At 66.9% G+C, this 20,038-nt stretch carries 16 protein-coding genes; 10 read left to right on the top strand and 6 right to left on the bottom strand.

Annotation, left to right across the window (positions count from 1 at the left end):
• The first annotated feature begins 167 nt into the window (after window positions 1-167).
• The 7 genes from ACQR07_RS22910 to ACQR07_RS22880 all read left to right on the top strand — a co-directional run bounded on the left by ACQR07_RS22910 (window position 168) and on the right by ACQR07_RS22880 (window position 10,224).
• Window positions 168-1,166 carry an AAA family ATPase gene (locus tag ACQR07_RS22910; protein ID WP_434868577.1) on the top strand — a complete coding sequence of 333 codons (999 nt, stop codon included), beginning with the start codon at window positions 168-170 and terminating at the stop codon, window positions 1,164-1,166.
• Window positions 1,166-2,122 carry a DUF58 domain-containing protein gene (locus ACQR07_RS22905; RefSeq protein ID WP_434904407.1) on the top strand — a complete coding sequence of 319 codons (957 nt, stop codon included), beginning with the start codon at window positions 1,166-1,168 and terminating at the stop codon, window positions 2,120-2,122. Before ACQR07_RS22910 ends, ACQR07_RS22905 begins: the two co-directional genes overlap by 1 nt.
• The gene (locus ACQR07_RS22900; RefSeq protein WP_434904406.1) at window positions 2,119-4,941 is read left to right on the top strand and encodes a DUF4159 domain-containing protein; all 2,823 of its coding nucleotides are present in this window, start codon (window positions 2,119-2,121) and stop codon (window positions 4,939-4,941) included. Before ACQR07_RS22905 ends, ACQR07_RS22900 begins: the two co-directional genes overlap by 4 nt.
• Window positions 4,942-4,946: 5 nt before the next feature.
• Entirely contained in the window at window positions 4,947-5,135 is a 189-nt protein-coding gene (locus tag ACQR07_RS22895) for a hypothetical protein (RefSeq protein WP_434904405.1), read from the top strand.
• Window positions 5,132-7,195, top strand: a complete 2,064-nt coding sequence (locus ACQR07_RS22890) for a hypothetical protein (RefSeq protein ID WP_434904404.1) — start codon at window positions 5,132-5,134, stop codon at window positions 7,193-7,195. The genes ACQR07_RS22895 and ACQR07_RS22890 overlap by 4 nt, the downstream gene beginning before the upstream one ends.
• A 176-nt stretch (window positions 7,196-7,371) precedes the next feature.
• Window positions 7,372-7,740 carry a DUF2946 family protein gene (locus ACQR07_RS22885; RefSeq protein WP_434904403.1) on the top strand — a complete coding sequence of 123 codons (369 nt, stop codon included), beginning with the start codon at window positions 7,372-7,374 and terminating at the stop codon, window positions 7,738-7,740.
• Between the two features lie 159 nt (window positions 7,741-7,899).
• Window positions 7,900-10,224, top strand: coding sequence for a TonB-dependent receptor (locus tag ACQR07_RS22880; protein ID WP_434904402.1), 2,325 nt, complete (start codon window positions 7,900-7,902; stop codon window positions 10,222-10,224).
• Between the two features lie 138 nt (window positions 10,225-10,362).
• On the opposite strand, the gene ACQR07_RS22875 is transcribed toward ACQR07_RS22880, so the two are convergent.
• From ACQR07_RS22875 to ACQR07_RS22860, 4 genes are all read right to left on the bottom strand, one after another.
• On the bottom strand, window positions 10,363-10,875 hold the full coding sequence (locus ACQR07_RS22875) for a GNAT family N-acetyltransferase (RefSeq protein WP_434904401.1): 513 nt from the start codon (window positions 10,873-10,875) through the stop codon (window positions 10,363-10,365).
• A 119-nt stretch (window positions 10,876-10,994) separates the two neighbouring features.
• A complete protein-coding gene (locus ACQR07_RS22870) occupies window positions 10,995-12,167 on the bottom strand; it encodes a M20 aminoacylase family protein (protein WP_434904400.1) in 1,173 nt (390 codons plus the stop codon).
• A 106-nt stretch (window positions 12,168-12,273) separates the two neighbouring features.
• Complete coding sequence (locus tag ACQR07_RS22865; protein WP_434904399.1) at window positions 12,274-13,206, bottom strand: glycosyltransferase family 2 protein; 933 nt, start codon at window positions 13,204-13,206, stop codon at window positions 12,274-12,276.
• A gap of 49 nt (window positions 13,207-13,255) precedes the next feature.
• The gene (locus ACQR07_RS22860) at window positions 13,256-13,777 is read right to left on the bottom strand and encodes an NUDIX domain-containing protein (RefSeq protein ID WP_434904398.1); all 522 of its coding nucleotides are present in this window, start codon (window positions 13,775-13,777) and stop codon (window positions 13,256-13,258) included.
• Window positions 13,778-13,903: 126 nt separating this feature from the next.
• Between ACQR07_RS22860 and ACQR07_RS22855 the strand changes: the two genes are divergently transcribed.
• Complete coding sequence (locus ACQR07_RS22855; protein WP_434904397.1) at window positions 13,904-14,788, top strand: metallophosphoesterase family protein; 885 nt, start codon at window positions 13,904-13,906, stop codon at window positions 14,786-14,788.
• 8 nt (window positions 14,789-14,796) lie between these two features.
• Here ACQR07_RS22855 and ACQR07_RS22850 read toward each other — a convergent pair whose 3' ends face one another.
• Both ACQR07_RS22850 and ACQR07_RS22845 read right to left on the bottom strand, forming a co-directional pair.
• Entirely contained in the window at window positions 14,797-15,351 is a 555-nt protein-coding gene (locus ACQR07_RS22850) for a hypothetical protein (RefSeq protein ID WP_434904396.1), read from the bottom strand.
• A 254-nt stretch (window positions 15,352-15,605) separates the two neighbouring features.
• On the bottom strand, window positions 15,606-15,812 hold the full coding sequence (locus ACQR07_RS22845) for a DUF4170 domain-containing protein (RefSeq protein ID WP_006612464.1): 207 nt from the start codon (window positions 15,810-15,812) through the stop codon (window positions 15,606-15,608).
• A 186-nt stretch (window positions 15,813-15,998) separates the two neighbouring features.
• Between ACQR07_RS22845 and ACQR07_RS22840 the strand changes: the two genes are divergently transcribed.
• Together ACQR07_RS22840 and ACQR07_RS22835 are read left to right on the top strand one after the other, a co-directional pair.
• Window positions 15,999-17,444, top strand: coding sequence for a helix-turn-helix domain-containing protein (locus ACQR07_RS22840; RefSeq protein ID WP_434904395.1), 1,446 nt, complete (start codon window positions 15,999-16,001; stop codon window positions 17,442-17,444).
• Window positions 17,445-18,397: 953 nt separating this feature from the next.
• Window positions 18,398-19,900, top strand: coding sequence for a glucan biosynthesis protein G (locus ACQR07_RS22835; RefSeq protein ID WP_434904394.1), 1,503 nt, complete (start codon window positions 18,398-18,400; stop codon window positions 19,898-19,900).
• Window positions 19,901-20,038: the final 138 nt, after the last annotated feature.

Raw genomic sequence — 20,038 nt, 5'->3', positions numbered from 1 at the left:
AGGTCGCCATAACGTGATGCCGTCAATACCCCGGAATGCCGATAATATGGGGATAGTTTAACTCAACGAATACAGCGCCTTCGCATAGATTGGCATCCGCGTCCGGGCAAACTGGAGCGGAACGTCGGCAGGAATGCCGACGATGCGGGGCAGAAGGAGCGACGGGAATGGCTGAGAGTGCCGAGAAGCTCGAGGATGCGATCGTCCGATCGGCCGAACAGGTCTCCGGTCAGATCCGCGCGGCCAAGGAGGCGATCTCCGGCGTCATCTTCGGCCAGGACCGCGTGGTGGAAAACACGCTGGTGACGATCCTGTCCGGCGGCCATGCGCTGCTGATCGGCGTCCCCGGTCTCGCCAAGACCAAGCTGGTCGAAACGCTCGGCGTCACGCTCGGCCTCGACGCCAAGCGCGTCCAGTTCACGCCCGACCTGATGCCGTCGGACATTCTCGGCGCCGAGGTGCTCGACGAGAGCACGGTAGGCAAGCGCTCGTTCCGCTTCATCGCCGGCCCCGTGTTCGCGCAGCTCTTGATGGCCGACGAGATCAACCGCGCCAGCCCGCGCACGCAGTCGGCGCTGCTGCAAGCCATGCAGGAACAGCACATCACCGTTGCAGGCGCGCGCCATGATCTGCCCAAGCCCTTCCACGTGCTCGCGACCCAGAACCCGCTGGAGCAGGAAGGAACCTATCCCCTGCCCGAGGCGCAGCTCGACCGCTTCCTGATGGAGATCGACGTCGATTACCCGGATCGTGATGCCGAGCGCCGCATCCTGTTCGAGACCACCGGCGCCGAGGAGAGCGTCGCCAAGGGCGCGATGACCGCCGACGCGCTGATCGCGGCACAGCGGCTGGTGCGGCGGCTGCCGGTCGGCGATTCCGTGGTCGAGGCGATCCTGTCGCTGGTGCGCTCGGCGCGTCCAGGCCCGGAGGCCGGCGATGCCGGCAAGCTGATCGCCTGGGGCCCGGGTCCGCGCGCCAGCCAGTCGCTGATGCTTGCGGTGCGCGCCCGTGCGCTGCTCGACGGCCGCCTCGCGCCGTCGATCGACGATGTGCTCGACCTCGCCGAGCCCGTGCTCAAGCACCGCATGGCGCTGACCTTCCCCGCCCGCGCCGAGGGCCGCACGATTCCGGACGTCATCCGGCAACTGAAGAGCCGGATCGGTTGATGGCGACAGCATCAGGGCACGCCGACAAGGAGATCCTCGCGATACGGCGTGCCGACGGCGAAAGCCGGACGCTCGCCTCCTCGTTGCCGCGCCTCGTGCTCGAAGCCCGCCAGATCGCCGCCAACGTCATCCACGGCCTGCACGGCCGGCGCCGCGCCGGCTCCGGCGAAAGCTTCTGGCAGTACCGCCGCTTCGTCTCCGGCGAACCGTCGCAGCGCGTCGACTGGCGCCGCTCCGCGCGCGACGATCATCTCTACGTTCGCGAGCAGGAATGGGAAGCCGCGCACACGGTGTGGATCTGGCCGGACCGCTCGCCGTCGATGGCGTTCGCGTCGAAGGGCGCCCGCGACAGCAAGCTCGAACGCGCGCTGATCGTCACCTTTGCACTGGCCGAGCTGTTGGTCGCCGGCGGCGAGCGCGTCGGCATTCCCGGCCTGCTCAATCCGACGGCGAGCCGCAACGTCATCGACCGCATCGCGCAGGCGATGCTGCATGACGAGGCGTCCAGGCCGAGCCTGCCGCCCTCCTTCGTGCCGTCGGCGCTTGCCGAGATCGTCGTGCTGTCCGACTTCTGGTCACCGATCTCCGAGATCGGCACCATGCTCGCCGGCCTCTCGGCATCGGGCGCGCACGGCACCATGGTGCAGGTGGTCGATCCAGCCGAGGAGACCTTCCCCTATTCCGGCCGCGTCGAGTTCGTCGAGCCGGAAGGCGGCGAGGTGATCACCGCGGGACGCGCCGAGAGCTGGGCGCAGGACTACGTCGCGCGCGTCGCCTTGCATCGCGACCAGATCCGCGCCGAGACCGTCAGGCTCGACTGGCTGTTCACGACGCACACGACCAGCCGTTCGGCGGCCGAGCTGCTGCTGTTTCTCCATGCCGGCATGACGACCAGCAAGTTCGGTGCACGCGGCAGCGTCAAGGTCGGGGCAGGCGTTGGAGGATCGCGCGCATGATGGGTCTGCCGCTGTCCTTTGCCGAACCGTTGCTGCTGGCCGGCCTGCTCAGCCTGCCGGTGCTGTGGTGGCTGCTGCGGGTGATGCCGCCGCGGCCGCGGCGCATCGAGTTTCCGCCGACCCGCCTGCTGTTCGACATCACGCCCCGCGAGGAGACGCCGTCGCGTTCGCCGTGGTGGCTGACCCTGTTGCGTCTAATCGCAGCGGCGCTGGTGATCTTCGCCGCGGCCGGCCCGATCTGGAATCCGCGCACCGAGGCCGGCGGCAGCAAGGCGCCGCTGGTGCTGCTGCTCGACGACAGCTGGAGCGCGGCCGCGAGCTGGGAGACGCGCATCAAGGCCGCCGACGAGATCATCGCGAACGCCGATGCCGACCGCCGCGGCGTCGCGCTGGTGCCGCTGTCGGAGCCGGCGCGCGACCTTACTTTGATGCCGGCCGGCGCGGCGCGCGTCGCGCTGCGCCAGATCGCGCCGAAGGCCTACACCACCGAGCGCGCCGACGCGCTGCCGCAGCTCGACCGTTTCCTGAAAGCCACCGGCGATGCGGAAATCCTTTGGTTGTCCGACGGCGTCGATCCCGGCCGCGGCAGCGAGTTCGTCTCTGGGCTTGCCAAGACCATCGGCGAACGCAGCCTGACCGTGTTCGAGGGCGGCACGACGTCGACGCTGGCGCTTGCCGGCGCCGAGAATGCCGCCGCCAAGATGACGGTGAAGGTGCTGCGCGCCGATCTCTCGGTGCCCGGCGGCATCGTCCGCGCGCTCGATGCCAAGGGCTCGCCGCTCGGCGAGGCGCCGTTCAGCTTTGCCGCCAGTGCGCATGACGCCGAGGCGAGCTTCGACCTCCCGGTCGAGCTGCGCAACGACATCACGCGGCTGGAGCTCGCAGGCGAGCGCTCGGCCGGCGCCGTGCAACTGCTCGACAAGCGCTGGCGCCGCCGCGCCGTCGGCATCGTCTCCGGCGCCACCAGCGACACCGCGCAGCCGCTGCTCGCGCCGACGTTCTACCTGACCCGAGCACTGTCGCCGTTCGCCGATCTCAGACTCGGCGACCGCGGCGCCCCGCAGCAGGTCATCACCCAGTTCCTCGATCAGAAGGTGCCGATGATCGTGATGGCCGATGTGGGGACGCTGTCGCCGGAGTTGCGCGACCGCCTCAACGGCTGGATCGAGAATGGCGGCGTGCTGGTGCGTTTTGCCGGGCCGCGCCTCGCGCAGGGCGACGACGATCTCGTGCCGGTGAAGCTGCGCCGCGGCGGCCGCACGCTCGGCGGCAGCCTGACCTGGGAGAAGCCGCAGCATCTCGCCGCCTTCGCCGCCGACGGCCCGTTCGCCGGCATCGGCGTGCCGAAGGACGTCACCGTCAATCGCCAGGTGCTCGCCGAACCCGATGCGGTGCTCGCGACCAAGAGCTGGGCCTCGCTCGAGGACGGCACCCCGCTCGTGACCGGGGAGCATCGCGGCAAGGGCCTGATCGCGCTGTTCCATGTCAGCGCCGACATGCGCTGGTCGGACCTGCCGATGTCGGGCGCGATGGTCGAGATGCTCCGCCGCGTCGTCGACATGTCCGGCTACACCTCGACGCCGGGACCGGGTCCCGCCGGCGAGACCGCCAAGGCGACGCTGGCGCCGCTCCACATCCTCGATGGCTTCGGCGCCTTTGGACCGCCGCCTTCGACGGCCAAGCCGCTGCCAGCCGACTTCAACGACAGGGCTTCCCTGGATCATCCACCCGGCTTCTACGGCCCTGCCGAGGGACCCACCGCAGTGAACACGCTCAGCCCCGCCGACCGCATTCTGCAGCTCGACACGTCCGCATTGCGGGCCAAGCGGGCCAGCTACAGCACGGCGGAGCCGCGTGATCTCCGGGGCATCCTGCTGTCGACCGCGCTGCTGCTGTTCCTGATCGACGCCGTCATCGTCGCGTTGCTCGGCGGCGTGCTGGCCTCGCTGATCCGGCGGCGCCGCCCGGCCGCTGCAGTGCTCGCGTTCGCCATTCTGGCAACGGCTGCCGTGCTGGCGATCGCGATGCCGAGCTCGGCCCGCGCCGATGCGACCAGCGACGATTTCGCCATGCGCGCCGTGCAGCAGACGCGGCTCGCTTATGTCGTCACCGGCAATGCCGACGTCGATTCCATCGTCAAGGCCGGGCTGACCGGGCTGACCTTGTTTCTCGCGCAGCGCACCGCGCTCGAAGCCGGCGATCCCGTCGGCGTCGATCCGGCGCATGACGAGCTCGCGTTCTTTCCGCTGATCTACTGGCCGATCGTGCCGGGCGCGCCGAAGCCGCCGCAGGACGCGATCAACAAGATCGACGCCTATATGAAGCAGGGCGGCACGGTGATCTTCGACACCCGCGACGCGGTCGAGGCGCCGCCGGGCGACAATGGCGCCCAGCAGACGCCGGGCATGCAGTCGCTTCGTGAAATCCTGTCCTCGCTCGACGTGCCCGAGCTGGAGCCGGTGCCGCGCGAGCACGTGCTGACCAAGACGTTCTATCTGCTGCGCGACTTCCCCGGCCGCTTCACCGCAGGCCAGACCTGGGTCGAAGCGCTGCCGAAGGACGAGGATGAGGACAGCGCCGCGCGCCCCGCGCGCGGCGGCGACGGCGTGTCACCGATCATCATCACCTCCAATGACCTCGCCGGCGCCTGGGCGATCCGCCCGGACGGCCAGGCCATGCTGCCGATGGTGCCGGGCGAGCCGCGCCAGCGCGAATTCGCCTTCCGCGCCGGCGTCAACATCGTGATGTACACACTGACCGGCAACTACAAGGCCGACCAGGTTCACGCGCCGGCCCTGATCGAACGGCTCGGGCAGTGATGCTCATGATGCGCGCCGTGGGTCTCGATATCGCAACAACAACGGTCGTCATGGCCGGGCTTGACCCGCCTGCGCGGCCGAAGCCGCTTCGGCGCGGCGAAGGCCCGGCCATCCACGTGCATCAACGAATGCCGGACGACGTGGATGCCCGGCACAAGGCCGGGCATGACGACAACTGCGGGTCCGGCTCATGAACTACGGCATCGCGTTCACGCCTCTGGTCCCGACGATCGTGCTGTGGCTCGCGATCGCCGCGATCGCCGTCATCGCCGCGCTGCTGCTGCTGGGCCGTTCCCGTTCGGCCTGGATCCGCGTCACGGCGCTGGCCCTGATCGCGCTGGCGCTCGCCAACCCGCAATTCACGCGCGAGGACCGCGAGCCGCTGACCTCGGTCGCCGCCGTCGTCGTCGACAAGAGCCCGAGCCAGAATTTCGGCGACCGCAACAAGCAGACCCAGGCGGCCCAGGAGGCGCTGGTCGACAGCTTGAAGAAGATCAGGGGACTCGAGGTCCGCGTGGTCGATGCCGGCCAGGCCGACGGCGAGACCGACGGCACGCATCTGTTCAGTGCGCTGACCTCGGCGCTCTCGGACGTGCCGGTCGACCGTGTCGCCGGCGCCTTCCTGATCACCGATGGTCGCGTGCACGACATTCCCGGCAACATGGCCGCGCTCGGCTTCCAGGCGCCGCTGCAGGCCTTGATCACCGGTCAGAAGGCCGAGATCGACCGCCGCGTCGCGATCACCGCTGCACCCCGTTTCGGCATCGTCGGCCAGCCGCAGACGATCAACTACCGGCTCGACGACCAGGGCATCAGCGGCGCCAGCGCCAAGGTCGTGATCCGCCGCGACGGCGAGGTCATCAGCGAGCGCAGCCTGGCCAGCGGCCAGACCGCCAAGATCGACGTCGACATCAAGCACGAAGGCCAGAACATCGTCGAGATCGAGGCCTCCCCGCTCGACAACGAGCTGACGCTGGTCAACAACCGCGCCGTGGTCTCGATCGACGGCGTGCGCGACAAGCTGCGCGTGCTCTTGGTGTCGGGCGAGCCGCATTCCGGCGAGCGCACGTGGCGCAACCTGTTGAAGTCGGACGCCAGCATCGACCTCGTCCACTTCACCATCCTGCGGCCGCCGGAGAAGCAGGACGGCACGCCGATCAACGAGCTGTCGCTGATCGCGTTTCCGACCCGCGAGTTGTTCCAGCAGAAGATCAACGAATTCCAGCTGATCATCTTCGATCGCTACGCCCGCCAGGGCGTGCTGCCGATCGCCTATTTCGACAACATCGCGCGCTATGTCAGGAATGGCGGCGCCGTGCTGGTGTCGGCAGGGCCGGACTATGCATCCAACACCAGTATCTGGCGCACGCCGCTAGATTCGGTGCTGCCCGCCGAGCCTGTCGGCGTCACCGAGAAGCCGTTCTATGCGCACCTGTCCGACGCCGGCAAACGCCATCCGGTCACGCGCGGGCTCGAGGGCTCTGCGGTCGAGCCGCCGCGCTGGAGCCGCTTCTTCCGCACCGTCGAGACGCGCAACGCCGTCAGCCCGCCGGTGATGACCGGCGCCGACGGCAAGCCGCTTCTGCTGCTATCACGCTTCGGCGCCGGCCGCGTCGCGCTGCTGCTGTCCGATCACATCTGGCTGTGGGCGCGTGGCTACGAAGGCGGTGGCCCGCATCTCGATCTGCTCCGGCGCACGTCGCATTGGCTGATGCAGCAGCCTGATTTGGACGAGGAAGCGCTGCGGCTGCAGATCCAGGGCAAGGACCTCGCCGTTATCAGACAGACCATGGGCGACACCGTCCCGCCGGTGACCGTGACCTCGCCGTCGGGCCAGACGCGCGAGCTCACGCTCGCCCAAGGCGATCCCGGCGAATGGCGCGCGACCCTGCCGGCCAGCGAGCTCGGCCTGTGGCAGGCCACCGACGGCACATTGAAGGCGCTGATCAATGTCGGCCCTACCAATCCGAAGGAATTTTCGGAGGTCACCTCGACCACCGAGACTTTGAAGCCGCTGGCGCAGGCCACCGGCGGCGACGCCCGCCGCATCGCCGACGGCTCCGGCCTCGACATGCCGCGCATCGTCCCGGTCAAGTCGTCGACGCTGTTCAGCGGCGATGGCTGGATGGGCGTGCGGATGCGCGACGCCAGCGTCGTCAAGGGCGTCGGCGTGCTGCCGATGTTCGCCGGCGTGATCGGCCTTCTGCTGCTGCTCGGCGCGCTCGCTGCGACCTGGGTCCGCGAGGGGCGCTGACTTCGAAGAACGCAGGCTCGCGCGACGTGGCACGAAGGGCACAGCGAGCTACATTCCTCTGCTCGCCGTAGGACACCAATTGACAGCCGCAAAGCCGGCTTGCGATGTTACAATGTAACACCGGCTGAGCTTCTCAGCCGAACGGAGTGGCCGTTTCACATGAGCCAGAGCTGGCCATGAGCTGGTTTCGCGCGAACATCAAGCAAGGCTCGCGGCTGGCGCTGATCGCGCTGCTGTTGCAGTTCGCGCTCGCGTTCGGCCATGTTCATTGGATCGCTGGGCAGGCTCAGGGCGGCGGTGTCACCGTCGCCGAGCGTCATACCGCTCCCTCTCCGGCCGACCAGGACCGCGATCAGCAACCATCGCCCGATGGCTGCGCCATCTGTGCCGTCATGGCGATGGCGCAATCGATCTTGCTGTCGCCGCCGCCGGTTCTCACTCCACCTCAAGCGGTCGCTTCCCGTCTGCCCGATGCGCTGACGGCCTACGTCACGGAAGCGGTCATCGCGCCCGCGTTCCAGCCGCGCGCCCCTCCCGTCGCCTGATCTCAACCACTCCACGCTGCGACCGTTGCGCTCACGCGCACGGCGTCAGCTTGCAAGCTTGGTCCGTCGCAAAGCGACGGCAGGCGCATCCCGCCCGCAACGAAGCGCGTGGGACGCCTGATCTGGATCAGGAATTGAATGATGTTCGCGAGAGCTTTGATGTCGGGCTGCAGCGCCGCAGCCTTGTTGTGCATGCTTGGGACGTCGGCGCGCGCCGACGATCCGAAGCCGGTGACCGAGTTGCCCGAGGTCAACGTGACCGCGCCGAGCCCGATCCGGGCCCGCAAGCCGGTGGTGCCGCGCCCCAACCCCACGGCCCGCATCGCACGAAGCGGCACCCGCGCGCCGGCGCCGGTGCGCGAGGCCCAGGCGGCACCGCCAGCCCCGCAGCAGGGCGTGCTGCCGGTCGTCACCGATCAGTTCGCGACCGTCACGGTGGTACCGAACGAGGAGATTCGCCGCTCCGGCGCGGCCACGCTCGGCGACCTCCTGAATTCGAAGCCCGGCATCACCGGATCCAGCTTCGCGCCGGGCGCGTCGAGCCGGCCGATCATCCGCGGCCTCGACGTCAACCGCGTCGGCATCGTCGAGAACGGCATCGGCGGCGGCGGCGCGTCCGATCTCGGCGAAGATCATTTCGTGCCGATAGATCCACTCACCAGCGACCAGGTCGAGGTCGTCCGGGGCCCGGCGGCGCTGCGCTATGGCTCGACCTCGATCGGCGGCGTCGTCAGCGCCACCAACAACCGCATTCCAAGCGCATTGCCGACCTGCGCTACGGCGCCGTTCCAGACCTATGGCCTGCCGGCGAGCGCGCCGGCCGCAGGCGCCGCGCCTTGCGTCACCGCGGAGACGCGGACGTCCTTCAGCTCGGTCGACCGCGGCGTCGAGGGCGGCGTGCTGCTGGATGCCGGCGGCGGCAACTTTGCCGTTCACGCCGACGCCTATGGCCGCAAGACCGGCGACTACTCGATCCCCGGCTATCCCTATCTGTTCGATCAGACGCGGCCAGTGAACGGACGCCAGCCGAACTCGGCCGTGCAGAACGACGGCGTCTCACTCGGCGGCAGCTACTTCTTCTCTGGCGGCTTCATCGGGGCTGCGATCACGCAGACCGATGCGCTCTACCATATCCCCGGTATCGACGGCGCCGACAGCCGGACCCGGATCGACGCGCATCAGACCAAGATCACTGCGAAGGGCGAATACAGGCCGGACTCGGCTGCCATCGACGCGATCCGCTTCTGGGCCGGCGCGACCGACTACCGGCACAACGAGATCGGCCTTGCCGATCCTGCCGATCCAACTACGGACGGCGTGCGGCAGACCTTCACCAACCGCGAGCAGGAAGCCCGCGTCGAAATGCAGATGATGCCGGTCAATCTGCGCTTCGCAACGCTGACCACCGCCTATGGCGTTCAGGCGGGCCATCAGGAGCTGAACGCGCCGAGTCCTGACAATCCCGGCTCCGTCTTCAACGGCCTGTTCGGCCCCAACACCAACAACCGCATTGCCGGCTATGTCTTCAACGAGCTCGCCTTCTCGCCGTCGACCAAGGCGCAAATCGCGGGCCGCATCGAGCACGTCTCGCTCGACGGCTCCACGCCAAACTTCCCGGCCGACTATCTCCCAGACGGCACGCCGCAGGCCAACATCGCGCGCAATCCGGCCTATACGCCGAAGAGCGCGAGCGTCGGCCTGTTGCAGAATCTGCCCGGCGATCTCGTGGCCAGCGTGACCGCACAATATGTCGAGCGCGCACCGAAGGCGGCCGAGTTGTTCTCACGCGGCGGCCACGACGCAACGGCAACCTTCGACATCGGCAATCCGAACCTGACGATCGAGACCGCCAAGACGGTCGAAGTGGGCTTGCGCAAGGCCACCGGCCCGTTCCGCTTCGAGGCCACCGCCTACTACACGCAGTTCAGCAACTTCATCTATCGGCGGCTGACCGGTGTGATGTGCGATGGCGAATTCGCCTCCTGCGGCACCACCGGGACTGAGCTGAACCAGGCGGTCTACTCGCAGCGCAACGCGCTGTTCCGCGGCTTCGAGTTCCAGAGCCAGTACGACGTCGCTGCGCTCGGCAGCGGCATCTGGGGCATCGAGAACCAGTTCGACGTCGTGCGCGCCACGTTCCCCGACGGCACCAACGTGCCGCGGATTCCACCGATGCGCGTCGGCGGCGGCCTGTTCTGGCGCGACGCCAACTGGCTGACCCGCATCAACCTGCTGCACGCCTTCGCGCAGAACGACATCGCGCCCATCGCGGAGACGCCGACCCCGGGCTACAATCTCCTCAAGGCGGAGGTCAGCTACCGGACCAAGCTTAATCCCAACATGTTCGGCGCCCGCGAGATGCTGGTCGGGATCGTCGGCAACAATCTGCTCAACGAGAAGATCCGAAATTCCGTGTCCTACACCAAGGACGAGGTGCTGCTGCCCGGCATCGGCGTGCGCATCTTTGCCAATCTGAAGTTTTGATTCGGAGCTCAGCGGGGCGCAGGCGACGATCGACCTGCGCTCCCTCCTTCGTCATTGCGAGGAGCGAAGCGACGAAGCAATCCAGAGCTTCATCGGGACTCTGGATTGCTTCGCTTCGCTCGCAATGACGAAGAATTTTTAACGCGCGTGATCCCAATCGGGCCGGATCGCGCCTGAGACGCCTTCGAAGGCGCCCTCCACCAGTTCGTTCACCAGCAGGCGATTGTAGTCGACCGGGCCCGGCATCGTCGCCCTGCCCTTCGGCACCGGCGTGAAGCCGACGCGGGTGTAGTAGGCGGCGTCGCCGACCAGCAGGATGAAGCGGTGGCCCTGCGTCCGCGCGTCTGCGATCGAGCGCTCCATCAGCATGCGGCCGATGCCGTGCTTGCGGAACGGCGGCTCGACGGTCAGCGGTCCGAGCATCAGCGCCTTGGTGTCGCCGACGCAGATCGGTAGCTGCCGCACCGAGCCGACCAGCAAGGTGCCGATATGCGCCGTGAACGACAACGGCAACAGATGATCGACATCTTCGCGCAGGCGGTAGGCGCTCAGCACGAAACGGCCGGGGCCAAAGGTACGCTCATGCAGCCGCTCGATGGCTTGCGCATCGCCGGGCTTCTCGGCGGATATCGTAATGGACAGGTCACTCATGTGGGGTGGCGAGATAGCATTTGGGAGCGGCGCGGTCCATGGCCGTTCGGCAGCGCCGCGCCGGCCAATTGCGTCGTCATGGCGGCGAAACTGGACCGGACGCGGAGTTCCGGACGGACCTAGGCCGCCGGCATCGTCTTCTCGACCAGCCGCACCCAATAGGACGCACCGTGGCCGAGAATGTTGTCGTTGAAACGGTAGGCCGGATGGTGGCAGTCCTTGCCGTCGCCCATGCCCAGGAAGACGAAGGCACCCGGGCGGGCCTGCAGCATGAAGGCGAAATCCTCCGCGCCCATCAGCGGCGGCGCGTTGTCGACGACGCGCTCGGCGCCGACCACGTCGCGGGCGACATCGGCGGCGACGCCGGTCTCGCGCACATGGTTCATCGTGATCGGATAGAGCCGCGTGTACTTCGTCGTCGCCGTGCCGCCATAGGTCCGCGCGATGCCGTCGGCCACCTCGGCGATGCGGCGCTCGACCAGGTCCTGCACCTCGGCATCGAGCGTGCGCACGGTGCCCTTCAGCTCGACGGTCTCCGGGATGACGTTCATCGCCTTGCCGGCCTCGACCATGCAAATCGAAATGACGGCCGATTTGATCGGATCGACGTTGCGCGACACGATCGACTGCAGCGCGGTGATGATGTGCGCGGCGATCAGCACGCTGTCGACCGCCTTGTGCACGCCGGCGCCGGCATGGCCGCCCTTGCCGTGCACGGTGATCTCGAGCTGGTCGGACGAGGCCAGCATCGGACCCGGCCGCAGCGCGAACACGCCCTCGGGGACACCCGGCGCATTGTGCAGGCCATAGACCTCCTGAATACCCCAGCGGGTCATCAGCCCGTCATCGACCATCGCCTTGCCGCCGGCGCCGCCCTCCTCGGCGGGCTGGAAGATCACGATCGCGGTGCCGTCGAAATTGCGAGTGTCGGCGAGATGCTTGGCGGCGCCGAGCAGCATGGCGGTATGGCCGTCATGGCCGCAGGCATGCATCAGCCCCGGCGTCTTCGAGGCATAGGGCACGCCGGAGGCCTCCTCGATCGGCAGCGCATCCATGTCGGCGCGCAGGCCGATGACGCGGCTGGAGTTCGTCTGGCGGCCACGGATGACGCCGACCACGCCGGTGCGCCCGATGCCCGTCACCACCTCGTCACAGCCGAACTCGCGCAGCCGGTCGGCGACGATGCCGGCGGTGCGGTGCACCTCGTACATCAGCTCCGGATGCTCGTGGAGATCGTGGCGCCAGGCGGCCATGTCGTCGGTGAGCGCGGCGATGCTGTTCAGGATGGGCATGGGAGGCGGTGTTCTCGTTGGATGGATCTGACCAGCCCGAACCATGGCCGGAATGGCCGGCGGACACAAGCATCGGTCCCGCAATGGCCCCCGCGCAGTCCCAGCGTCAGCCTCCCACCGGTGATTGCGACAGATAGGCCAGCAGCTTCATCTCGCGCCGGCCGCGCGTGACGGTATCGAGCACCAGGCCCGAGGAGGCCGACAGCAGCGCCATGATCATCAGGCCCATCGAAAGCACCGCGGTCGGCAGCCGCGGCACCAGCCCGGTCTCGATATAAGTGACGAGGATCGGAATGGCGAAGCCGATCGAGACCAGCGCGAGGAAGATGCCGATCGCGGTGAAGAACCGCAGCGGCTTCTCCGAGCGATACAGTTTCAGGATCGTGCCGAGAATACGAAATCCATCGCGCCAGGTGTTGAGCTTGGACACCGAGCCTTCGGGCCGGGCATAATACGGCGTCGCGATCTCGGCCACCGGCAGCGCCAGTTCCAGCGCATGCACCGTCAGCTCGGTCTCGATCTCGAAGCCGTCGGACAGGACGGGGAAGGATTTGACGAAGCGGCGCGAGAACACGCGGTAGCCGGAGAGGATGTCCTTGAAGGCCTGGCCGAACACCTCGGCCAAAAAGCTCGTCAGCATCCAGTTGCCGGTGCGATGGCCCATGCGATAGGCGGCCTGCTCCTGGTCGACCCGCAGGCCCACCACCATGTCGAGCCGCTCGGCCACGAGACGCTCGATCATTCCAGGCGCGCTCGGCGCGTCATAGGTCGCGTCGCCGTCGACCAGCACGTAGATGTCGGCATCGATGTCGGCGAACATGCGCCGGACCACGTGGCCCTTGCCCTGCCGCCGCTCGCTGCGCACCTCGGCGCCGGCCGCGCGCGCAACCTCGATGGTGCGGTCCTTCGAATTGTTGTCGTAGACATAGACAGTCGCCGCCGGCAGCGCCTGCTTGAAGTCCCGGATAACGGCGGCCACTGCCGCCTCCTCATTGTAGCAGGGCACCAGCACGGCGACCCGCATCGATGGTGAACTCATTGACCCATCTCCCCAGGGGCGGGAGACTGCCGCCTTTGGGTGCAAAAATTCATAATGATCCGTTGGCCACGCGCGTTTCCGGGCGCCAGGTGGGAATGATCTTAACGCCGTCTAGCACCTCGCGCAGGCGCGACAGCGTGCCGAGCGTGGTTCCCTCCGGCAGCGCATCGCGGGCGAAAAACCCGGTCTCGACGATCTCGTGGTTCGGCTCCGGCGGGCGGTCCTGCGTAAACCCCTTGATAACGAATACGGCGACGTGGTCGCGCGGCGAGACGTGGCTGTTGAGGAAGATGCCGTGCAGCTCCGGCTCGCCCGACAGCGCGATCCGCCCTTCCTCGAACAGCTCCCGGGTCAGCGCCTGCAGGAAGGTCTCGCCGACCTCGACGCCGCCGCCCGGCAGGTGCCAGCCGGAGACGTAGCCGTGACGGACCAGGAACACGCGGTTGTCGGCATCCAGCACCACGCCGCGGACGCCCAGCGTCATGCCGCGGGCGAACCGCCAATACAAATGGAAGCCGCGCCGGAGCACCGGTTCGAACCGGATCCGCAACCTGCTGAGGTCTGTCGTCATCAATTCCGCCGTCCCAGATGTTCTTGCGCTTGTCCGCCGGGCTTGCCATGAGAGCCGAACAGCATGGGGATAGCATGACATGACATCAGAGCGCGCCTTCATCCGCCATGGGCATCGCGAGGCGTGATGGCCGCGTTCACGCTCGCCCATCTGTCCGACCCGCACCTCGCCCCGCTGCATCGGCCGCGGCTGTCCGAGCTCGCCGGCAAGCGGGCGCTCGGCTATCTCAACTGGACGCGCAACCGCTACAAATATCATCGCCGCGACATCCTCGATTTGCTGATCTCCGATCTGCAGGCGCAGATGCCGGACCAGATCGCCGTGACCGGCGATCTCGTCAATTTCGCCCTGGAGTCCGAATTCCCGCTCGCCCAGGCCTGGCTCAGGACGGTCGGCCCGCCCGACAAGGTCACCGCGATCCCCGGCAATCACGACGCCTATGTGCGCTCGACCCGGCTGCGCTTCGCCGAGAGCTTTGCCGACTATTTCGGCGCCGATGCCACGAGCCCCGCCAGCTTCCCGTCGCTGCGCCGGCGCGGGCCGCTGGCGCTGATCAGCCTGTCCTCGGCGGTGCCCTCGGCGCCGTTCATGGCGACCGGCCGGATCGGCAGCGCGCAGCTCGCCGCACTCGAGCAATTGCTCGAGACGCTCGCTCACGAGCAGCTGTTTCGCGTGCTGCTGGTGCATCATCCGCTACGCTCGGCCAATCGGATGAAGCGGTTGACCGACGCCAAGGATCTCATCGCCCTGCTCGGCCGCCATGGCGTCGAGCTGGTCCTGCACGGCCATGACCACGTGCATTCGACCATCTGGATCGACGGTCCCGATCGCCAGATTCCGGTCGTCGGCGTGCCCTCCGCCTCTTCGCTCGCGCACGGCCATTATCCGGCCGCCGCCTACAACATCTTCGCCGTCAACCGTGACGGCAACCACTGGCGCTGCGACATGACGGTGCGCTCCGTCAACGATGCGCTGCGCGTGCGCGAGATCCGCGAGATCCGCCTGCTCTGACCGGGTGGTCAGAAGGTGATCGGCTTCAGGCTCTCGTAGACCGCGACGGCAAACAGCGACAGCGCGCCGAGCACGAAGCCGAGCACGAACGGCCACACGCGGCTGCGCTGCCGCGGCTTGTCGTCGGCCGGCAGCGCCTGCACGTGCGTCACGCTGAAGGCGCGCTCGCGCTCGACCATGCGGCGGGCGACGTAGTCGGTCACGGCCTTCACGATGGCGGCGATATCGTGCGACTCGGCGAGCACGATGCGACCGTTGCGGGTGTCCTGCACGAAACGGTACTGCCGTTTGTCGCGCCCCATCACGACATGCGCGACGACGTCGATCCACAGCCGCGGCGTCTCGCCCTGGCTGATGCCGCGATCGAACAGGTCGATCTGGCCGGGGATCTCGTTGAACAGTGCATCCAGCGCGTCGTTGAGAATCTCGAGCCGGGCCACTTCGGCGTCGCGCAGATCGACCACGACGCCCGTTCGGTCTGCGGCCTCGATCCGGGCCTGGCGCAGGGCTTCGCGCAGCCGCACGGGACGAGCTTCGGTGGCGCTGTCGGGGGCCTCGGACATTGCTGACGCTTTCACGTTTTGGCCCTGGTTCTGCCAGGTTTCCACCGCGTTAACCTAGCAGTAACCCAGTATTCCGCAAACCCCTTTCATCTTCAATGGGTTATACGCACGCTGCCGTAACCACCCGGATCGAGCAGGCAACGCCATAACGGACGTGGGCGGCCTCCTCCGGTGTGACCCGGCTGAGACCGCCCCGTCCTTGGGCTCTTCCTCGAGCTTATTCAAATACCCGGCAATGCATTCCCAGGCGGCGCTCAGGCCGCCGGCGCGCGCTGCGGCTCCTCGACGATCGAGAAGCGGACGCCGGCCTTGTGGCGGTTCTCCTCGGAGACCTCGCGCCAGCAATCCTCGGCTTCCTTGCGCGACTTGAACGGACCCTTCACCTGGGCCGAACCTTCCACCAGCTTGTGGAAGTTCATCGAGCCGAACTCGCCGCCGATCACCCAGAAATTGCTGGTCATGAGACCCTCCTTCAACCGTCACAACTTTGACAGTGCATTGCGATTTGCGTGACCAGAGATAAACGCGAAACCGGCAGCTTCGTATAGAGGCCTTGTTTTCGAATGGTGATGTCATGTAACATCATCACTTGTCATAAATGTCATTTTGTAAAAAATGTCACAAATACGCAGGCCGAGGGGGTCGTCATGCCCGGGGGATCCGGAAAGAAGCTGTTCGTCGGCCCACGCTTCCGCCGCATCCGCCAGCAACTGGGCCTGTCGCAGACCCAGCTCGCCGAGGGGCTCGGCATCTCGCCGAGCTATGTCAACCTGATCGAGCGCAACCAGCGCCCGGTCTCGGCGCAGATCCTGCTGCGGTTGGCCGAAGCCTACGACCTCGATCTGCGCGACCTCGCCACCGCCGACGAGGACCGCTTCTTCGCCGAGCTCAACGAGATCTTCTCCGATCCGCTGTTCCGGCAGATCGAGCTGCCCAAGCAGGAGCTGCGCGACCTCGCCGAGCTCTGCCCCGGGGTGACCCACGCGCTGCAGCGGCTCTACGCGGCCTATGCCGAGGCGCGGCGCGGCGAGACTCTCGTCGCGGCACAGATGGCGGACCGCAATGCCGGCGGCCATTTCGAGGCCAACCCGATCGAACGGGTGCGCGACCTGATCGAGGCTAACCGCAACTACTTCGCCGAGCTCGAGCAGCAGGCCGAAGCCTTGCGCGATGCGCTCGACGTGCCGGCCGAGGGGCTCTACGCCGCCCTCGCCGCCCGCTTGCGCGAAAAACATTCGGTGCAGACACGGGTGATGCCGGTCGATGTGATGCGCGAGACGTTGCGTCGTTATGATCGTCATCGGCGTCAGCTGCTGATATCCGAGCTGATCGATGGCCCCGGCCGCACCTTCCAGCTCGCGGTGCAGCTCGGCATGGCCGAGTGCCTGCCGCAGTTCGAGATCATCATCGGCCGCGCCGGCGCGCTGGATGATACGTCGCGCCGGCTCTACCGCATGACGCTCGCAAGTTACTACGCGGCCGCCGTGATGATGCCCTACGCGCCGTTCCTCGCTGCCGCGGAGGCGCTGAGCTACGACATCAACGTGCTGGCGCAGCGTTTCAACACCGGCTTCGAGCAGGTCTGCCACCGCCTCACCACCTTGTCGCGGCCGAACGCGCGCGGCATCCCGTTCTTCATGCTGCGTGTCGACAATGCCGGCAACGTCTCCAAGCGCTTCTCCTCGGGCACCTTCCCGTTCTCCAAGTTCGGCGGCACCTGCCCGCTGTGGAACGTGCATTCGACCTTCGACACGCCGGACCGTCTCTTGAAGCAGATCATCGAGCTGCCGGACGGATCGCGCTATTTCTCGATCGCCCAGATGGTCCGCCGCCCGATCGCGCCGCACCCGCTGCCGCAGCCCCGCTTCGCCATCGGCCTCGGCTGCGAGATCCGTCATGCGTCGCGCCTCGTCTACGCCGCCGGCATGGACCTGGAGAAGACCGAGGGCACCCCGATCGGTGTCAACTGCCGGCTCTGCGAACGCGAAAACTGCGCCCAGCGCGCCGAACCACCGATCACGCGGACATTGATTTTGGACGAGACGACACGGCGCGTGAGCTCGTTCGCGTTCAGCAATGCGCGGGAGTTGTGAGGTCACCGCTCTCTCCTCCGTCATTCCGGGGCGCGCGCGAGCCGCGAGCCCGGAATCCATTGATCGACCCGGCTTGCTGCCCGATGGATTCCGGGCTCGCGCTTACGCGCGCCCCGGAATGACACCGAGTTTGTGGCACAACTCTCTCCGCGTCATTGCGAGCGAAGCGAAGCAATCCAGGGCCGCGCGCTGAGCCCTGGATTGCTTCGGCGCAAGGCGCCTCGCAATGACGTGGAGAGACATGTTCACCCTCTTGCAGAGACATGAGATCACCCTCTCGCGGCGCGCATCACGCCCGAGCTTTGCTGATTGTTCGCACCCTTCAACACAGAGGGCGCAGGGAAGACCGGGAGCTCGCCGCCCCCATGGCCCCCGTGCGAAAGAAATGCACGGGGCAGGAACCACAGGTTCGGCTGGGACATCCCGGCCTTCCCTGCGCAATGGCTTTACGGCTTACTCCGTGCTCTCCCCAGGGACCGGCTTGTTGACCCTGTCATCAGCGCCATCGTCGGCGCGAACTTGATCTCAGCACCGGGAGATCAGGACCACACGGCTTCGCCGTGCGCACCAAGCTGTTCGTCCGCACGATCGCTCGCGCTGCAGCCCGGCACGCCCATCGCATCCTACCCCCACGCTCGTGACGACCGCGATACGCCCCTCAGCTCGAGGCGGGACGAGCACATACAATCACGATTTTCGGAAAAAGGAAAGAGCCATCTAGCGTGCAATCGAATATTTTTCTGTAAATCAGCACCGCAATCGACGGGAGCGCGTCGCACTTGCGACTGTTCAACATCCGCTGCCATCGAAGGCCGGTCACTCTCGTCCGCCGGACTTCGCTCACATGCCGTTCATGGCGTCCCCCGCATGCTTCCATCCCATATCAATTGAAATGGAACCGCGCGGCCTCAGAAATGTTGCTCCGCAGTTCCATTCAGCAAAGTGAGAATAAGTTGAATCGCCGTCAGTTCATTCAATCTGCGGCTGCGATCCCGGTCGCCGCTTCCATTGCGCGGAGCGCATCGGCCGCGTCGGCGGCGCAGCCGTTCAGCGCGGCCACGGTGCGCAATCTCGCGCGCGCGCTCGCGGCCAAGCCGTATGCCGCGCCGGACGACAAGCTGCCGGATGCGCTGGCCAAGCTCAACTACGATGCCTATCGCTCGATCCGGTTCCTGCCGGAGCATGCACTGTGGCGCGATGAGAAGCTGCCGTTCCAGGCGCAGTTCTTTCATCGCGGGTTCATCTACAAGGATCGCATCGACGTCTACGAGGTTGCGGACGGTCAGGCCAAGCCCGTGACATATCGTCCGGAAGACTTCGCGTTCGGCCCGCAGGTACCGGCGTTTCCGGCCGCCGATCTCGGCTTCGCGGGATTTCGCATTCATACGCCCATGAACCGCCCGGACTATTACGACGAGGTCTGCGTCTTCCTCGGCGCGAGCTATTTTCGCGCGGTGGCCAAGGGCGAGATCTACGGGCTCTCGGCGCGCGGGCTGTCGATCGATACCGGCGAAGCCAAGGGCGAGGAATTTCCGGTGTTCAAGGCGTTCTGGCTGGAGAAGCCGGTCGCCGGCGCCACCGCGATGGTCGTGCATGCGCTGCTCGACAGCAAGAGCGCGGCCGGCTCGTATCGCTTCACCATCCGCCCCGGCGAGACCACCGTGTTCGACGTCGAGGCCTCGCTGTATCCGCGCGTCGAGATCGGCCATGGCGGGCTGGCGCCGATGACCAGCATGTTCCTGTTCGGCCCCAACGACCGCAGCGACAACGACGACTTCCGGCCCGCGGTGCACGATTCCGACGGGCTTGCGGTGTTCAACGGCAAGGGCGAGCAGATCTGGCGCCCCCTGAGCAATCCGCGCGACCTGCAGGTCAGCGTCTTCAACGACCTCAACCCGCGCGGCTTCGGCCTGATGCAGCGCGAGCGGCAATTTGCCGCCTATCAGGATCTCGAGTCGCATTTCGAGCGGCGCCCGAGCCTGTGGATCGAGCCGATCGGCGACTGGGGCGAAGGCGCCGTAGTGCTGTTCGAGATTCCGACCCGGGAGGAGATCCACGACAACATCGCCGCGTTCTGGCGGCCGAAGACGCCGCTCGCCGCCAAGGGCGAGCACAACATGACCTATCGCCTGCATTGGGGTCCGGACATGCCGAAGCCGCACGCCTTGGCGCGCTTCACCCGTACCGGCGTGGGCGCCCTGGGCGAAGGCCGATTGTTCGTGCTCGAGCTCGCGGGTGACGCTCTCAAGGGGCTCGATCCGGCGACAGTGAAGGCCGTGGTCAGCGCCGAGAAGACGGATGTCAGCAACGTGGTCGCCCAGCCCAATCCCGAGACCGGCGGATGGCGGCTGAGCTTTCAATGTGCCGCCAAGGACGCTTCTGTCGAGCTCCGAGCCGAATTGTTCGCGAGCGACAAGCTCGTTTCGGAGACATGGATCTATCGATGGACGCCGTGAGCGCCAGACTGCCGCGCCAGCCGCAGGATCAGGCTGGCTCGACCTTCCTCCCGGCGGAAGCCAGGGCTATCGCACGTGAGCGAGGAGTTCGAAAAAGAAGTCATCGCTCCAACCGGCGCGCTTGAGCTTGAGACGCAA

Origin of the sequence: Bradyrhizobium sp. HKCCYLS20291 (assembly GCF_051167715.1) — a bacterium.
GTDB lineage: Bacteria > Pseudomonadota > Alphaproteobacteria > Rhizobiales > Xanthobacteraceae > Bradyrhizobium.
Note: the sequence above shows the minus strand (reverse complement) of the source record. Positions and strands in the feature narration are given on the sequence as shown.

Excerpts from the sequence above, each read along its gene's own strand:
- ACQR07_RS22850 (WP_434904396.1), bottom strand. The coding sequence starts at position 15,351 with ATGTCCGAGGCCCCCGACAGCGCCACCGAAGCTCGTCCCGTGCGGCTG.
- ACQR07_RS22875 (WP_434904401.1), bottom strand. The coding sequence starts at position 10,875 with ATGAGTGACCTGTCCATTACGATATCCGCCGAGAAGCCCGGCGATGCG.
- ACQR07_RS22890 (WP_434904404.1), top strand. The coding sequence starts at position 5,132 with ATGAACTACGGCATCGCGTTCACGCCTCTGGTCCCGACGATCGTGCTG.
- ACQR07_RS22845 (WP_006612464.1), bottom strand. The coding sequence starts at position 15,812 with ATGACCAGCAATTTCTGGGTGATCGGCGGCGAGTTCGGCTCGATGAAC.
- ACQR07_RS22900 (WP_434904406.1), top strand. The coding sequence starts at position 2,119 with ATGATGGGTCTGCCGCTGTCCTTTGCCGAACCGTTGCTGCTGGCCGGC.
- ACQR07_RS22905 (WP_434904407.1), top strand. The coding sequence starts at position 1,166 with ATGGCGACAGCATCAGGGCACGCCGACAAGGAGATCCTCGCGATACGG.
- ACQR07_RS22855 (WP_434904397.1), top strand. The coding sequence starts at position 13,904 with ATGGCCGCGTTCACGCTCGCCCATCTGTCCGACCCGCACCTCGCCCCG.
- ACQR07_RS22895 (WP_434904405.1), top strand. The coding sequence starts at position 4,947 with ATGATGCGCGCCGTGGGTCTCGATATCGCAACAACAACGGTCGTCATG.
- ACQR07_RS22840 (WP_434904395.1), top strand. The coding sequence starts at position 15,999 with ATGCCCGGGGGATCCGGAAAGAAGCTGTTCGTCGGCCCACGCTTCCGC.
- ACQR07_RS22910 (WP_434868577.1), top strand. The coding sequence starts at position 168 with ATGGCTGAGAGTGCCGAGAAGCTCGAGGATGCGATCGTCCGATCGGCC.
- ACQR07_RS22880 (WP_434904402.1), top strand. The coding sequence starts at position 7,900 with ATGTCGGGCTGCAGCGCCGCAGCCTTGTTGTGCATGCTTGGGACGTCG.
- ACQR07_RS22885 (WP_434904403.1), top strand. The coding sequence starts at position 7,372 with ATGAGCTGGTTTCGCGCGAACATCAAGCAAGGCTCGCGGCTGGCGCTG.
- ACQR07_RS22865 (WP_434904399.1), bottom strand. The coding sequence starts at position 13,206 with ATGAGTTCACCATCGATGCGGGTCGCCGTGCTGGTGCCCTGCTACAAT.
- ACQR07_RS22870 (WP_434904400.1), bottom strand. The coding sequence starts at position 12,167 with ATGCCCATCCTGAACAGCATCGCCGCGCTCACCGACGACATGGCCGCC.
- ACQR07_RS22860 (WP_434904398.1), bottom strand. The coding sequence starts at position 13,777 with ATGACGACAGACCTCAGCAGGTTGCGGATCCGGTTCGAACCGGTGCTC.